The following is a 16,235-nucleotide window of genomic DNA, read 5'->3' on the forward strand; positions in this document are numbered from 1 at the left end:
ACGTAGTTGATGTGATATTTATACGAAATAGATAAATATTTATTCTTTTTTTAATTCGTAAACAAATCAAATATATTACTCAAGGCACTAGTTTTGGTTTTATAGAACTCTGTATAACTACATCTTTTACAAGTAACGGATGTAAATTTCTTATTCTGTACATCAAATATTTTAGAAAAAGTACCACCTGTAGCTCTCATTTCACCTGTTTCATAAGTTGTATTATCGCATTTGGGACATTTGTAATTCATAATATATTTAAATTTATTGTTTCATACTATGAGTATAAAAAAGTGCATAAATGTTACATTTTGTTTAATTTTACAATCGATTTATAGAACTAGGATATTGTATTATTATATAATCTCTATTTCTTAATACCCAAGACATGTCAGAAGAAACAAAAGCCCTCAATTTTATTGAGCATATTATAGAAGAAGATTTAGCTAGCGGTTTAGCAAAAGACAAACTTCGATTCCGTTTTCCACCAGAACCTAATGGTTATTTACACATTGGTCATACCAAAGCCATTGGTATTAGTTTTGGATTAGGGGAAACGTATAATGCACCTGTAAATTTAAGATTCGACGATACTAACCCTTCAAAAGAAGAACAAGAGTACGTAGATGCTATAAAGAAAGACATTGCTTGGTTAGGTTATCAATGGGAAAATGAACTATATTCTTCAGATTATTTTCAGAAGTTATACGATTGGGCTATTCAAATGATAAAAGATGGTAAGGCTTATGTAGACAGCCAAACTTCTGAAGAAATAGCCGAACAAAAAGGAACACCTACGCAAGTGGGTAAAAATAGTCCGTATAGAGATCGTAGTATTGAAGAAAATCTAGATTTATTTACTCGTATGAAAGCTGGCGAATTTCCTGCTGGTACGCATATTCTTCGTGCTAAAATTGACATGGAAAGTCCAAATATGTTAATGCGAGATCCTATGATGTATCGTATTATGTTTGAGCATCATCATAGAACAGGTGATGATTGGTGTATTTATCCAATGTACGATTGGACGCATGGTGAAAGTGATTATATAGAACAAATTTCACATTCATTATGTTCTTTAGAATTTAAACCACACAGAGATCTTTATGATTGGTTTAAGGAAAATGTTCATGCTTATGCAAAAGATGAATTTCCTATGATGCCAAAACAGCGAGAATTTGCACGTTTAAACTTGAGTTATACCATAATGAGTAAACGTAAATTATTGCGTTTAGTTGAAGATAAATTTGTTTCGGGTTGGGATGATCCGCGTATGCCAACGATTTCTGGTTTACGTCGTCGTGGTTATACACCAAATTCTATCCGTCAGTTTATAAAAAAAGTAGGTGTTGCTAAGCGCGAAAATGTAATAGATGTTTCTTTATTAGAATTCTGTATTCGTGAAGATTTAAACAAATCTGCCAATCGTGTGATGGCTGTTTTAGATCCTATAAAAGTTGTAATTACTAATTATCCTGAAGATAAAGAGGAATGGTTAGACGCTGAAAATAATCAGGAAGATGCTACTGCAGGATTTAGAAAAGTACCTTTTTCAAGAGAAATTTATATTGAAAAAGATGATTTTAAAGAAGAAGCTGGAAGTAAATATTTTAGATTAAAACTTGGTGGTGAAGTAAGACTAAAAAATGCTTACATCATTAAAGCGAATAGCGTAGTTAAAGATGAAAATAGTGAGATTACCGAAATTCATTGTACATACGACGAGGATACCTCTAAAAAAGTAAAAGGAACCTTACATTGGGTTTCTATAAAACATGCTATTGAAGCTGAAATTAGAGAATACGATCGTTTGTTTATGCACGAGTCGCCAGATAGTGATAAAGACAAAGATTTTATGGAACTTTTAAATCCGAAATCTTTAACTCTAAAAACGGCTTATTTAGAACCAAGTTTAGCAGATGTTAAAGTAGGAGAGCAGTTTCAATTTCAACGTCTAGGATATTTCAACGTAGATAATGATTCTAAAGCCAAAAAATTAGTTTTTAATAAAACGGTAGGCTTAAGAGATAGTTGGGAAAAAATAAAACCAAAACCTCAAAATAATCAAACTCAAAATAAGCCGCAACAGCAACAACAAAAACGTCCTGCTTTAAGTGTTATTCAGCAATTGGGTAAAAAATACACCAATTTACCTGAAGAAAAACAAGCAAAGTCTAAAGCAGAGATACAAACTTTAGCCAATGATGTTGCTTACGATGATTTAGAGCCTCTATTTGGAACTGCTGTAAAAAAAGCAGGTACTCGTATCGCAACTTTAATTGCGTTAAAAGTATTGCTTAAAAATGGCTTAGAAAGAAATGAAGCTATTAATGAGTTTATAGAGAAAGCTAAAGAAGATAAAAATGAATTGTTAGTAGCTGAGGCTTCAGAGATTTAACATTTTATTGAGAGAGATTGGTTGTATAATTTCTTAAGTTAAAGTTAACACTTTAAAATTATGAAACATACAGCTATACTTACAGAAATCTCAACGGTTACAAGAGACATTGAAGAAAATTATCCTGAGCTTCAAAAATATTTAGGTGAAACTAGAAGTACATTACCAAAAGGTGATAATTCTGATGGAAGTTTAAATAAAGAAGATTTAGAAAATTATCTAAATGAATTAAAAGAGATGATTGAGAAATATAAAAAGGAACATTAAATCCGTTCTTTTCAATTCATAAAAAAACCTCATAATTATTAGTTATGAGGTTTTTTTATAAATACAAATTAACAATTGTTGCTATACATATTTAGCAATTAATCATTTGCTTCATCTAGCTTTTTTTTGTTTTTCATGGCTTCACCAATTTGGTTACTTGCTGTAAAACTCGCCACCATATCATTTAACATTTGGCTTCCTGCTTGTGGTGAATTTGGTAAAAGAATTAAATTACTATTGGTTTCTTGCCCTATAGCTTGTAAAGTATCATAATGTTGCGTTACAACGATTAAAGCAGATGCTTCTTGAGAATTGATACCAACACGATTTAAAACATCTACAGACTCTTCTAAACCACGTGCAATTTCGCGACGTTGGTCTGCAATACCTTGTCCTTGTAAACGTTTGCTTTCTGCTTCTGCTTTGGCTTTTTCTACAATTAAGATACGTTGTGCATCTCCTTCATATTGCGCTGCTGTTTTTTCTCTATCTGCCGCATTAATACGGTTCATTGCTATTTTTACCTGTGGATCTGGATCAATATCAGTCACTAAAGTTCTAATAATATCAAAACCATAATCCATCATAGCATCATTTAATTCTGCTTTTACGGCTAATGCAATATCATCTTTCTTTACAAAAACATCATCTAATTTCATTTTTGGTACTTCAGCACGCACCACATCAAATACATAAGAAGTGATTTGATCATGCGGATAATCTAACTTATAAAACGCATCATAAACACTTTCTGTTACTACTTTGTATTGTACAGAAACTTTTAGTTTTACAAAAACATCATCTAAAGTTTTAGTCTCAATAATAACATCTAATTGTTGAATCTTTAAACTTAATTTTCCTGCAATTTTATCTACTAACGGAATTTTAAGTTTTAAACCAGAATGCCTTATACTGTGAAATTTACCAAAGCGTTCTATAATGGCAGCCGTTTGTTGTTTAACCACAAAGAATGATGAAAACAATACAAATAATGCAATTAATAAAAGTGGTACTAATATAAAGTTACCCATAACATGATTTTATTTAAAATTAATACTACAATATACAAAATGTAAAGTTGGTTTTTTAGTAATCCTTATCAATCTGTAAATCAATAAGGATTACATCTTATTAAAACCGTTCTATGAGATACTTTTTATTAAATTTTCAATACGTTTTACCGTTTCAGCTTTCCCAATCATATACATGATATCAAAAACATCAGGACCTTGTAAAGCGCCAACAAGAGCCAATCTTAAAGGCATCATTACTTTACCAAATCCTATTTCGTTATCTGTAATCCAACCTTTAATTTTAGTTTGTAGGTTTTCAACTGTAAAATCTTCTGTGTTATTAACAAGTTCAATAACTTTATTTAATACGTCTTCAGTTCCTTCTTTTAAGGCTTTTTTAGAAGCTTTTTCATCAAAAGAAGTTGGTGTTGTAAAGAAAAAATGACTCAAGTTCCAAAAATCACTTACAAAAGTTGCACGTTCTTTAATTAAACCTACTGCTAAAGCGATGAAATTCACATCAATTTCAGCCAATTCTGGTTGCATGGTTTTAAACTGTTCAGCTAAATGTAAATCTAATTGTTGTTGCATGTAATGGTGATTAAACCATTTGGTTTTATCCGGATCAAAACGTGCACCTGCTTTATGTACTTTTTCTAATTCAAAATCAGAAACTAATTGTTCTAAGTTAAAAATTTCTTGTTCTGTACCTGGATTCCATCCTAAGAAAGCTAAGAAATTAACGACAGCTTCAGAGAAATAACCATCTTCTTTATAACCTCTAGAAACCGTTCCGTCTGGTGCAGTATATTCTAATGGAAATACAGGGAAACCTAATTTATCACCATCACGCTTGCTTAATTTTCCTTTTCCTGTTGGTTTTAAAATTAATGGTAAATGTGCAAATTCTGGTGCATCCCAACCAAAAGCATCATATAATAATTTGTGTAAGGCTAAAGATGGTAACCATTCTTCACCACGAATAACATGTGTAATTTCCATTAAATGGTCATCCACAATATTCGCTAGGTGATAGGTTGGCATCCCGTCACTTTTAAACAAAACTTTATCATCTAAAATATTAGTATCAATTTTAATTGTTCCTCTAATAATATCTTTTAGAATTAAATTTTCGTCTTGTGGCGATTTAAAACGAATTACATAATCGTCACCAGCTTCAATCTTAGCTTGTGTTTCTTCAGGTGTTAATACTAGAGAATTAACTAAGCGTCCTTTTTCACGGTTATGCCAGTTGTAGATAAATGTTTTCCCTTCAGTTTCGTGTGCTTTTCTTTCTGCATCTAACTGTTCTGCAGTATCAAAAGCGTAATAAGCATTTCCGCTAGCAATTAAATCGTCTGCATATTGTCTGTATAAATGCTTACGTTCACTTTGTCTGTAAGGACCAAATTTTTCATTCTTCCCTGGACCTTCATCAAAAGGCATTCCACACCAATCTAAAGATTTTATAATGTATTCTTCTGCGCCTTCAACAAAACGGTTTTGATCGGTATCTTCAATTCTAAGAACAAAATCACCACCATGTTTTTTGGCAAATAAATAGTTGAATAAAGCGGTTCTCACACCACCAATATGTAAAGGTCCTGTAGGACTTGGTGCAAAACGCACTCGTACTTTTTGAGACATAACAGAATATCGTAATTGTTTGTGAATCTGAATTTCTTTCAGAATATCGTGCAAAGATAAAATTATCGCTGTGAAGTTGGAAGTGTGATGCACTAAGTTTTTTAGATGTAATTAAAAAATAGACTTGTAAATTATTCGATTATTTGATGGTTTCAATTAAATACGATTGTATTTCAGCTCTATTTAACACCAAAAAGGCTTATTATTAACAGAATCTTACCAATTTTGCAGTAATTGCAATAAAAATAAAATTGTAGTTTAGTCAGTTAGAATAATATATGAGCAATTTTGAAACCATAAAACACAAACTAGAAGAATTTATTAAAAGGTATTATACCAATGAATTACTCAAAGGCGCTATCCTTTTTTTCGCCATTGGTTTGTTATATTTAATAATCACTTTGCTTGTAGAATATTTTTTATGGTTGAGTTCTACGGCCAGAACTATTTTATTCTGGGTCTTTATTTTAGTAGAATTAGGACTCTTTGTAAAGTTTATCGCTATTCCGTTATCTCATTTATTCAAATTTAGAAAAGGTATTAATTTTGAAACGGCTTCTAAATTAATTGGAAATCATTTTCCTGAAGTTAATGACAAATTATTAAATGTCCTTCAACTTAATGAAAGCGTTCAACATTCAGATTTATTATTAGCGAGTATAGAGCAGAAATCTTTAGAATTACAGCCCATTCCTTTTAAAACTGCTGTAAATTTTAAATCGAATACAAAATACCTAAAATATGCAGCTATACCTGTTGCTATTTTATTATTATCTTATATAACGGGCAAAATTAATTGGTTTAGTGATAGTTATGAGCGTGTTGTAAATTATAAAACAGCTTATGAGCCACCTGCACCTTTTCAGTTTTTTGTTCTTAATGAATCGCTCCAGGCTGTAGAAAATAAAGATTTTAAATTACAAGTATCTACTGCAGGGAACGTTATACCTGAGAATGCACAAATAAAATTTAATGGTCAGTCTTATTTTCTGCAACAAGTAAGTCCTGGTAATTTTCATTATACATTTAGTTTACCAAAAGATGCTGTAGAATTTACACTAACGGCTAATGATGTAACGTCTAAACCTTATGAACTTACAGTTGTAAATACACCAAACCTTGTTAATTTTGATATGGTTTTAGATTACCCTTCATATACTAAAAAACAGGATGAAGTGTTGAAAAGTACAGGTTCTGCTTTAATCCCAGAAGGAACAAAAGTAACATGGAAAACAAAAACGAAAGCAACTACAAGTGTTCATATTTATGCAGAAGACACTTTGAGTTTTAAATTAAATTCTGACGATAATTTTGAAGCTTCTAAACAACTTTATAAAAATTACAATTATAGCATTACTACTAGTAATGAAGATTTAACAGATTACGAGAATTTAGCTTATAACATTAATGTTGTAAAGGATATTTATCCTGAGTTACATATTAAAGTTCAAAAAGATTCTATAGATCAACAAAGTTTATATTTTTTCGGACAAGCCAATGATGATTATGGTTTATCTAAATTACAATTGGTGTATTATCCAACAGAAGATGAATCAAAAAAAGTGGTTTCACCAATTTCAATCTCTAATTCTAATTTTAGCGAATTTGTAAGTGCTTTTCCAAATCAATTAAATTTAGAAGAAGGAGTGAGCTACCAACTTTATTTTGAAGTTTTCGATAATGACGCAATTCATAATTATAAGCGCACAAAAAGTTCAACGTTTAGTTATCGTAAATTAACAAAAGAAGAAGAAGAGCAGAAACAATTAAATGAGCAAAGTGAAACGATAAAGGATATCAGTAAAACTTTTGATAAACTTGAAGAGCAAGATAAGAAGCTTGAGGAATTATCTAAAACTCAAAAAGAAAAAGAAAGTCTTAATTTTAATGATAAAAAGAAATTTGAAGATTTTTTAAAACGTCAAAAAAATCAAGAACAGTTGATGAAAAATTTCAACAAAAAGCTTCAAGATAATTTAGAAGAATTTCAAAAGGACGAAAAGAAAGACGATCAATTCAAAGAAGATTTAAAAGAACGTTTAAAAGAAAATGAAGCGCAACTTAAAAAAGATGAAAAGCTTTTAGATGAACTTGAAAAATTAAACGATAAAATCAACAAAGAAAAATTCACGCAAAAACTTGATGAATTAGCCAAGCAAAACAAAAATAAGAAACGAAGCATGCAGCAGCTTTTAGAATTGACTAAACGTTTTTATGTCATGAAAAAAGCAGAGAAAGTTTCTAAAGAATTAAAAACGTTATCAGAGAAACAAGAAGAACTTTCTGATAAGAAGAATGAAAATACAAAAGAAGCTCAAGAAAAACTAAATCAAGAATTCGAGAAACTTCAAAAAGATCTTGATGAACTTAAAAGAGAAGATAGACAACTTCAAAAATCTGTAGATATTCCTAGAGATGAATTTTTAGAGAATGAAATCAATCATGATCAAAAGGAAGCGAAAGAAGCCCTAGAAGAAAAAGAAAAGGACCACGGTGAAGAAAAGTCTATTGAAGCCAATGAAAAGCAGGAAAAGGCTAAAAAACAGCAAAAGAAAGCTGCTAAGAAGATGAAGCAAATGGCAGAGATGATGGATCAAGCAATGTCTGGTGGAGGCGGTGGCGGTGATCAACAATCTGAAGATATTGATACTTTACGTCAAATATTAGAGAATTTACTGAGTTATTCGTTTGATCAAGAGGAACTTATGAATACTTTTGATCGTTTAGATGTCAATAATAACAATTACGGTAAGTATATTATAAAACAAAATAATCTTAGAGAACATTTTGAACATATTGATGATAGTTTATTTGCGTTATCATTAAGACAACCTAAAATATCTGAAAAGGTTAATTCAGAAATTTCAAATGTTTATTTCAATATAGATAAAGCTCTTAATGAATTTACAGAGAATAGAATTTACTCTGGTGTAAGTGCGCAACAATATGCTGTTACTGCAACTAATGAATTGGCTAATTTTTTAAGTGAAGTTTTAGACAATATGGAAATGTCCATGCAACCTTCAAAAGGACAAGGAAAAGGTGATGGTGAATCTTTACCTGATATTATTATGAGTCAAGAAGAGTTGAATAAACAAATGGAAGAGGGCGTAAAAAAAGAAGAAGGTAAAGAAGGTAAAGAGGGTAAGGAAGGTGAAGGAAAGAAACCTGGAGAAGAAGGTAAAGAAGGCGAACAAGGTGAAGGTGAAAAACCAGTTGATAAAGGAAAATCTGGAAAAGAAGGTGAGCAAGGAGAAAGTGGTGAAAATGGTAAATCTGGCCAAGAAGGAAAAAGTGGTGAAGGTGGAAAGTCTGGAGAAAACGGTGAAGGAGGTGAAGGTAGCCAAAATGGAAAAGAAGGTAAAAATGGCAAGGGTGGAAAGAATGGAAAAAATAAAGGTGAAGGCGAAAATGGAGAAGGAGAAGGTGAAAAAAATAAAGGTTATGGAGAGGGCGGAAGTGAAGAACAAAATGGAGAGCTGTTTAAAATTTACCAACAACAACAACAATTAAGACAAGCTTTAGAAGACCGAATTTCTAAAGATGGAACAATCCAATCTGCAGGTCAATTAATAAAGCAAATGGAAGAGATTGAATTAGATTTATTAAACACAGGATTTACAAATCAGACACTTCAAAAAATGATGGATGTTCAACATCAATTATTAAAAATGGAGAATGCTACATTTATGCAAGGTGAAGATACCAAACGTAAATCTGAAACAAACACTAAAGAGTTTTATCAGTCAAATTCAAATCAAATTGAAACAGCAAAACAATATTTCAATACAACCGAAATTTTAAATCGTCAAGCACTACCTTTGCAAGATTATTTTAAAAAGAAAATTCAAGAGTATTTTAAAGACACAGATGATTAGTTTTAATAACGAAACCGAGTTCAGTTTAGAACACACAGACCAAATTTCAGAATGGATTTCAAAAGCTATTACTGAAGAAAATTGTAAGGAAGGAGAAATCAATTATATTTTTTGTTCAGATGATTATTTACATAAATTAAATGTAGATTTTTTAGATCACGATACGTTAACCGATGTTATCAGTTTCGATTATTCTTTAGGTAAAGAATTACATGGTGATATTTATATTTCTGTAGATCGTGTAAAAGAAAACGCAGAAGATTTTAAAACCTTATTTAAGGACGAAATTTCTAGAGTTATTATTCATGGCGTTTTACATTATTGTGGTTACAAGGATAAGAATGATGAAGACGAAAAGATGATGCGTTCTAAAGAAGAATATTATTTAGCTAAGCGAAATTTTTAATTAACGTTTAGTTACGCTTTGTTTCAATTTTATTAAAGTTGATAGCAAGTTAAAAATTATTAATAAAACTTAAATTCTACGCTTGTAGGAATAAATTGTTCCACGTGGAACAAAATCAAAGATAAATATGTTTAACGAAGTTTACGATGTTATAGTAGTAGGTGCTGGTCATGCTGGTAGTGAAGCTGCTGCTGCTGCTGCAAATATGGGTAGCAAAACATTATTAATTACAATGAACCTTCAGAACATTGCACAGATGTCTTGCAATCCTGCAATGGGAGGAATTGCAAAAGGTCAAATTGTAAGAGAAATTGATGCGCTTGGAGGTTACAGCGGAATTGTTTCAGATACGTCTGCTATTCAATTTAAAATGTTGAATAAATCTAAAGGACCTGCAATGTGGAGTCCAAGAGTTCAAAGTGACAGAATGCGTTTTGCAGAAGACTGGAGAATGCTTCTAGAAGGAACTGAGAATTTAGATTTTTATCAAGAAATGGTTTCTGGATTATTAGTCGAGAATCATAAAGTTGTTGGTGTAAAAACATCACTTGGAGTTGAAATAAAATCGAAGTCTGTTGTACTTACTAATGGTACTTTTTTGAACGGCTTAATCCATATTGGTAATAAGAATTTTGGTGGAGGTAGAGCAGGTGAAAGAGCAGCAACTGGAATCACAGAACAGCTTGTTAATTTAGGTTTCGAATCTGGAAGAATGAAAACGGGAACACCGCCTAGAGTTGATGGAAGATCTTTAGATTTTTCTAAGATGGTAGAGCAACCTGGAGATGAACATCCAGACAAATTTTCATATTTAGATATTACAAAACCGTTGACAAAACAACGTTCTTGTCATATGTCTTATACAAGCGAATTGGTGCACGATTTACTTCGTGAAGGCTTTGATAGATCGCCAATGTTTAATGGTAGAATTAAAAGTGTTGGACCACGATATTGTCCTTCAATAGAAGATAAGATTAATCGCTTTGCAGATAAAGATAGACATCAATTATTTGTAGAACCTGAAGGTTGGAATACTTGTGAATATTATATTAATGGTTTCTCTACATCATTACCTGAAGATGTTCAATTTAAAGCATTGCGTTCTGTTGTTGGTTTTGAAAATGTAAAATTCTTTAGACCTGGTTATGCAATTGAATACGATTATTTTCCGCCTACACAGTTAAAGCATACTTTAGAAACTAAGTTAGTTGAAGGCTTGTATTTTGCAGGACAAATTAATGGTACTACAGGGTATGAAGAAGCAGCTTCTCAAGGTTTAATGGCAGGTATAAATGCAAGTTTAAAAGTGCAAGAAAAGGAGGCTTTTACTTTACAAAGAGACGAAGCTTATATAGGTGTTTTAATAGATGATCTAATCACAAAAGGTACTGAAGAGCCTTATAGGATGTTTACGTCAAGAGCTGAATATAGAACGCTTTTAAGACAAGATAATGCTGACTTTAGATTAACACCTAAAGGTTATGATTTAGGTTTAGCGTCTAAAAAACGTTTAGACCGTATGGAAGAAAAGCAATATAAATCTGATGCGTTTGTACAGTTTTTTAGAGATACAAGTGTAACGCCTGAAGAAGCAAATCCGGTCTTAGAAGCTAAGAATTCATCACCGGTTAAACAGCAAGATAAGATGTTTAAATTGTATGCTAGACCGAATATTACTATCGATGATGTTAGGCAATTTAAAGCTGTAAATGATTATGTTTTGGCTAATGAATTAGATCAAGAAATGATTGAACAAACAGAAATTCAAGTCAAATATGCGGGTTATATTGAGAAGGAAAAGAACAATGCGGATAAGCTTAATCGACTTGAGAATTTGAAAATTCCAACCGGTTTTGATTACTCAAAATTGAAATCTATGAGTATAGAAGCAAGGCAAAAATTAGCAAAAATAGAACCTGTTAACATATCTCAAGCATCAAGAATTAGTGGTGTTTCACCTAATGATATTTCTGTTTTATTGGTTTATTTAGGCCGATAATTAATGTTGTATTAGTAGTTTTTTTATATTATTATCTCGATGTTCCACGTGGAACATCGAGATAATAATATCATATTTATTCCTTATTTATACTTTGAAACGATTTTTTTTCATTCTTTTTTTTATTCTTTTTAAAGTGTTTTAAAGCTTCTTTATTTTAATTATTTCTTCTTGAAATTGGCGTGATTTAGTTTGAAAAACAACTTTTAAACATAAGATTTGTAGCTTTGAATAGATGCTTTATTTTGTGTTTTTTATTGTTATTAATAGTTTTAAAATTAAAATTTAAGCTGTTTATTTTAGTTGTTTTTAAATTTAAAGCTTGTGTTGTTTTTAAAAAGAGATAGTTTTTGTGTGCTTTTTTTGGTGATATTTTTTCTATAAAGTAAAAAAGATACATTGTTTTATAGTATAGAAAACTAAAAAATAGTGTCTATTTTTAGGTTAATTATAACGTTACACGAAGAATAATGTGTGTAGTTTTTAATATGTTTACAGTCTTTTTAATTTTAAATATGTACTAAAATAGTAGGTGCGGTTTGGTTTAAATTATCAATATTAATACTTTTTTTAAAGTAAATATCTCTGATTTCTCAAGTGATTTTGGTATCTAAATCTTATAATTTTGTTGCTTTAGTTAGTGTGTTTTGTTTAAAATAAACTAAAAGATAGTATTGTTTTATAAGATTAAATATAGAAACATATTATCTATTTCTACTCAATTAAAATGTTGTACGTGGAACAATGTGTGGTTTTTTAATATGTTTTCAGCCTTTTTTATTTTAAATATGTACTGGTATAAGAGGTTAGGTTTGGTTTAAATTATCAATATTAATACTTTTTAAAAGTGAATATCACTGGTTTTTCAAGTAGTATTGGTATCTAAATCTTATAATTTTGTTGCTTTAGTTAGTGTGTTTTGTTTAAAATAAACTAAAAGATAGTATTGTTTTATAAGATTAAATACAGAAACATATTATCTATTTCTACTCAATTAAAATGTTACACGTTGAGCAATGTGTAGTTTTTAATATGTTTTCAGCCTTTTTTATTTTAAATATGTACTGGTATAAGAGGTTAGGTTTGGTTTAAATTATCAATATTAATACTATTTAAAAGTAAATTTTACTTGTTTTTAAAGTAGTTTTGGTATCTAAATCTTATAATTTTGTTGCTTTAGTTAGTGTGTTTTATTTAAAATAAACTAAAAGATAGTATTGTTTTATAAGATTAAATACAGAAACATATTGTCTTTTTCTACTCAATTAAAATGTTACACGTGGAACAATGTGTAGTTTTTTTAATATGTTTTCAGCCTTTTAAATTTAAACATGTACTGAAATAGGAGGTGAGGTTTGGTTTAAATTATCAATATTAATACTTTTTAAAAGTAAATTTTATTGATTTTTTAAGTTGTTTAATATTAGATTTATTCATTTTGTTGCGCTAAAATAGTTTGATTTAGATTAATAAAATGGAATAAATAAATTCCATTTTGTGATTTTAATCTCCTTGTATTTTATTAACGCTTCTAAAAAAAAGAAAATTACAGGACTACTTTGTTATTTTTTTTAGATCATTAAGTCTTAAATTAGAAAATAATATATAATAAATAAGAGTCTTTTTTATAAGATTTAGATTTAAAACGATAATATATAATTCTACTTTTGTCTTAAGATTAAAAATTAATAGGCTTCAATTTCATTAAAATTTAATAATATTCAAACATTTTATACTCGTGATAAAAAATAAATCAACATACATTACTTTAAAAGATCATTCTGTTTCTAAGGAAGAATTCCAGTTATTATATAATAACGAATTAGATATGTTAGTGACTTTTCCGGAACCTAAAGGCGAAAAGTTGTCTGCGTATTATAAAAGTGAAGACTACATTTCGCATACAGATACTAAGCGTAATTTGTTAGAATATGCCTATCATTATGTGAGAGTAATTTCTCTAAAACGTAAACTAAAACTGATTAATTCGTTTCAATCTGAGTCTAAAACACTTTTAGATATTGGTTGCGGAACTGGTGATTTTTTACAAACAGCATTAAAAGGAGGGTGGAAGATTACAGGAATTGAACCTGATAAAAAGGCAAGAACAATCGCTAATTCAAAAACAAATGATACAGTTTTTGAACCAAAAGTCTTAGAGAGTTTTGAACCAAACTCTTTTGATGTTATTACGCTTTGGCATGTTTTAGAACATTTACCTGATTTAGAAAAACAAACGGCATTATTTAAATCCCTTTTAAAGCCGAATGGTACTTTAGTTATTGCTGTTCCTAATTATAAAAGTTATGATGCGGAATACTATAAAAACTTTTGGGCTGCTTATGACGTGCCGAGACATCTTTGGCATTTTTCAAAAACATCGATTTCAGAATTATTTAAAAAAGAAAATATGAAATTGGTTAAGACTTTACCAATGAAATTTGATGCGTATTATGTCTGTTTACTTTCTGAAAAATACAAATCCGGATTTATGAATCCTTTTAAAGCTTTTTGGATAGGTTGGTGCTCAAATCGTAAAGCAAGTCAAAATAATGAGTATTCTTCGCTTATTTATGTGTTAAAAAAGGTTAATTCTTGATTTAATGAGCGCTAATTACTGATTTAGATTGTAAATGTGTTATTGTAAAGGGTTTTTTTTAAAACCTCTTAAAACACTTTATTTAAGCTTGTTTTTAATTGATTAAATTAATGGAGGTGATTAAATTCAATAGAAAACATCAATAGTTAAATAATTTATCCAAATCACAATCTAACTTTTATACATTTGTAAAAATTAATTTTAAAATAAATCATGAAGAAAATATTTTTAAGCTTAGGCGTATTAGTTGTTTTAGCATCTTGTGCTCAACCAGAAAAAACAGGTTTTGTAAATAACTCTGAACTAATTAATGATTATCAAGGAAAGTTAGATATTGAAGATAAATATCAAGCTAGAGATGAAGCTACAAAAAAGAAAAGCGATAGTCTTGGACAAGCTTATCAAAAAGAGGTTGCAGAATTACAACAAAGATTAGCTAGCATGTCAGAGCAACAACAACAACAAGCGGCACAACCATTTCAACAAAAATGGCAAATGATAGAGCAGCAAATGAAAGCTGACCAACAAAAATTTCAGACTGAGTTTCAAACTGAAATAGATTCTTCTATTGTTGAAGTTGTAGATTTTGTAAAAGATTATGCAGAAGCTAACGGATATTCTTACGTTTTTGGTACTAGTGATGCTTCTAGAAGCGTTATGTACGGTAAAGAAACTAATGATTTAACTAAAGAAGTTCTTGAGGCACTTAATGCAGCTTATAAAGAGAAAAAATAATATTAAATTTTAATATTACATATAAAAAAAAGTCAAGCTATGAAGCTTGACTTTTTTTATGCAATAATCTAGTGAGTTTTATAGATAAATCGGTTAAAATAATCTTAGAATTACCGTTTCGTTCTATATGATATATAGCATCTTGTAGTTCTGATGATATTTCCATTATGTTACCGTCATGAACAAAAGGCGCAAATTTTTCTAGCTTAAAATCTTCCGATTTTGGTTCTAAATAAACCAATTCTTTAGCATTATAATTCAATAATAAGGCTTGTCTAAAGTAATTAAGGCAAAAGCTTAAAAATTTCTTCTGTGTTTCACGTCCTGTTTTAGCAATGTCTTCAGACCATGAAATTAAATCGTGAATAGCAGCTTTGTTTCCTCGTGCTTTAAAAGCAGAACGTACCCAAAGTACAAACCATTTTTCAAACTGAATATCCTCACTATCATTATAGATAAGGTCGCAAGCTTTGTTGTAATTTCCATTAGATTGTTGTGCTATTTTTATAGCAACAGCTTCTTCTATATGGTAGTTTTTTATTAGCCCTTCTACAATAGCTTCTTCAGCTAAAGGTGGGAAATGTAATATCTGACAACGGGATTTTATAGTGTTAATAATCTGTCCTTCGTCTTCTGTAATAAGAATAAATACTGTTTTTTCTGGTGGTTCTTCAATAAGCTTTAAAAGCTTGTTAGCACTTGCGGTGTTCATCTTTTCAGCCATCCAGATAATCATCACTTTATGTCCGCCTTCAAAAGACTTTAAAGTAAGGGATTTAACGACTTCTAAAGCTTCTTCAACACCAATTTGCCCTTGTTTGTTATCAACGCCTAAAAGCTTGTACCAATCAAAGAGATTTCCATAAGGTTGTTGGTCTAATAGTTGCCGCCATTCTTCTAAATAATATTTAGAAACAGGTTTACTTTTTACTTTATCACTTGTTGTAACAGGAAAAGCAAAATGCAAATCGGGATGCGAGAAGTTTTTAAACTTTATATTACAAGAATCTTTTCCACCAGTATTTTCACCATTAATATTGCTACACAAAATATACTGTGCGTAAGCCAATGCCATAGGTAACGCGCCAGAACCTTCTGCTCCAACAAATAGCTGTGCGTGTGCAATTCTGCCTCCATCAACACTTGTTGTAAGGTGATTTTTTATGTGTTGTTGACCTAAAACTTCAGAAAATAACATGGTTTTGATTCTATTATGTTTTACCTCTTAATTGAGGTCTTTTATTACAAGATTTTTCACGTCTTATATGGAACAAATTTAAATTAAACGTTAAA

The 16,235-nt window shown here is 30.1% G+C and carries 11 protein-coding genes; 7 read left to right on the forward strand and 4 right to left on the reverse strand.

Annotated features, from left to right (window positions below):
• Positions 1 to 50: 50 nt before the first annotated feature.
• A complete protein-coding gene (locus tag H0I32_RS08125) occupies positions 51 to 251 on the reverse strand; it encodes a zinc ribbon domain-containing protein (protein WP_179314171.1) in 201 nt (66 codons plus the stop codon).
• A gap of 137 nt (positions 252 to 388) precedes the next feature.
• Between H0I32_RS08125 and H0I32_RS08130 the strand changes: the two genes are divergently transcribed.
• Positions 389 to 2,398 carry a glutamine--tRNA ligase/YqeY domain fusion protein gene (locus H0I32_RS08130; protein WP_179314170.1) on the forward strand — a complete coding sequence of 670 codons (2,010 nt, stop codon included), beginning with the start codon at positions 389 to 391 and terminating at the stop codon, positions 2,396 to 2,398.
• Positions 2,399 to 2,458: 60 nt separating this feature from the next.
• Complete coding sequence (locus H0I32_RS08135) at positions 2,459 to 2,665, forward strand: hypothetical protein (protein WP_173587631.1); 207 nt, start codon at positions 2,459 to 2,461, stop codon at positions 2,663 to 2,665.
• Between the two features lie 98 nt (positions 2,666 to 2,763).
• Here the strand turns inward: H0I32_RS08135 and H0I32_RS08140 are convergent, their stop codons facing one another.
• Positions 2,764 to 3,696, reverse strand: coding sequence for an SPFH domain-containing protein (locus H0I32_RS08140; protein ID WP_179314169.1), 933 nt, complete (start codon positions 3,694 to 3,696; stop codon positions 2,764 to 2,766).
• 111 nt (positions 3,697 to 3,807) lie between these two features.
• Positions 3,808 to 5,325, reverse strand: a complete 1,518-nt coding sequence (gltX, locus tag H0I32_RS08145; RefSeq protein ID WP_179314168.1) for a glutamate--tRNA ligase — start codon at positions 5,323 to 5,325, stop codon at positions 3,808 to 3,810.
• A 278-nt stretch (positions 5,326 to 5,603) separates the two neighbouring features.
• Between gltX and H0I32_RS08150 the strand changes: the two genes are divergently transcribed.
• The 5 genes from H0I32_RS08150 (at position 5,604) to H0I32_RS08170 (ending at position 14,942) form a co-directional block, all read left to right on the forward strand.
• Positions 5,604 to 9,203, forward strand: a complete 3,600-nt coding sequence (locus H0I32_RS08150; protein WP_179314167.1) for a DUF4175 family protein — start codon at positions 5,604 to 5,606, stop codon at positions 9,201 to 9,203.
• On the forward strand, positions 9,196 to 9,609 hold the full coding sequence (gene ybeY / locus H0I32_RS08155) for an rRNA maturation RNase YbeY (RefSeq protein WP_179314166.1): 414 nt from the start codon (positions 9,196 to 9,198) through the stop codon (positions 9,607 to 9,609). Before H0I32_RS08150 ends, ybeY begins: the two co-directional genes overlap by 8 nt.
• Positions 9,610 to 9,736: 127 nt before the next feature.
• The gene (gene mnmG, locus H0I32_RS08160; RefSeq protein ID WP_179314165.1) at positions 9,737 to 11,608 is read left to right on the forward strand and encodes a tRNA uridine-5-carboxymethylaminomethyl(34) synthesis enzyme MnmG; all 1,872 of its coding nucleotides are present in this window, start codon (positions 9,737 to 9,739) and stop codon (positions 11,606 to 11,608) included.
• 1,741 nt (positions 11,609 to 13,349) lie between these two features.
• The gene (locus tag H0I32_RS08165) at positions 13,350 to 14,207 is read left to right on the forward strand and encodes a class I SAM-dependent methyltransferase (protein WP_179314243.1); all 858 of its coding nucleotides are present in this window, start codon (positions 13,350 to 13,352) and stop codon (positions 14,205 to 14,207) included.
• Positions 14,208 to 14,420: 213 nt separating this feature from the next.
• On the forward strand, positions 14,421 to 14,942 hold the full coding sequence (locus H0I32_RS08170; RefSeq protein ID WP_179314164.1) for an OmpH family outer membrane protein: 522 nt from the start codon (positions 14,421 to 14,423) through the stop codon (positions 14,940 to 14,942).
• A 37-nt stretch (positions 14,943 to 14,979) separates the two neighbouring features.
• Here H0I32_RS08170 and H0I32_RS08175 read toward each other — a convergent pair whose 3' ends face one another.
• Positions 14,980 to 16,140 carry an ATP-binding protein gene (locus tag H0I32_RS08175; RefSeq protein WP_179314163.1) on the reverse strand — a complete coding sequence of 387 codons (1,161 nt, stop codon included), beginning with the start codon at positions 16,138 to 16,140 and terminating at the stop codon, positions 14,980 to 14,982.
• Positions 16,141 to 16,235 lie beyond the last annotated feature (95 nt).

It is taken from the genome of Winogradskyella sp. HaHa_3_26 (assembly GCF_019278425.1).
Lineage (GTDB): Bacteria > Bacteroidota > Bacteroidia > Flavobacteriales > Flavobacteriaceae > Winogradskyella > Winogradskyella undariae.

What these genes read in the sequence shown, in the direction of transcription:
- H0I32_RS08125 (WP_179314171.1), bottom strand. Translation starts at nt 251, where the DNA reads ATGAATTACAAATGTCCCAAATGCGATAATACAACTTATGAAACAGGT.
- H0I32_RS08130 (WP_179314170.1), top strand. Translation starts at nt 389, where the DNA reads ATGTCAGAAGAAACAAAAGCCCTCAATTTTATTGAGCATATTATAGAA.
- H0I32_RS08135 (WP_173587631.1), top strand. Translation starts at nt 2,459, where the DNA reads ATGAAACATACAGCTATACTTACAGAAATCTCAACGGTTACAAGAGAC.
- H0I32_RS08140 (WP_179314169.1), bottom strand. Translation starts at nt 3,696, where the DNA reads ATGGGTAACTTTATATTAGTACCACTTTTATTAATTGCATTATTTGTA.
- gltX (WP_179314168.1), bottom strand. Translation starts at nt 5,325, where the DNA reads ATGTCTCAAAAAGTACGAGTGCGTTTTGCACCAAGTCCTACAGGACCT.
- H0I32_RS08150 (WP_179314167.1), top strand. Translation starts at nt 5,604, where the DNA reads ATGAGCAATTTTGAAACCATAAAACACAAACTAGAAGAATTTATTAAA.
- ybeY (WP_179314166.1), top strand. Translation starts at nt 9,196, where the DNA reads ATGATTAGTTTTAATAACGAAACCGAGTTCAGTTTAGAACACACAGAC.
- mnmG (WP_179314165.1), top strand. Translation starts at nt 9,737, where the DNA reads ATGTTTAACGAAGTTTACGATGTTATAGTAGTAGGTGCTGGTCATGCT.
- H0I32_RS08170 (WP_179314164.1), top strand. Translation starts at nt 14,421, where the DNA reads ATGAAGAAAATATTTTTAAGCTTAGGCGTATTAGTTGTTTTAGCATCT.
- H0I32_RS08175 (WP_179314163.1), bottom strand. Translation starts at nt 16,140, where the DNA reads ATGTTATTTTCTGAAGTTTTAGGTCAACAACACATAAAAAATCACCTT.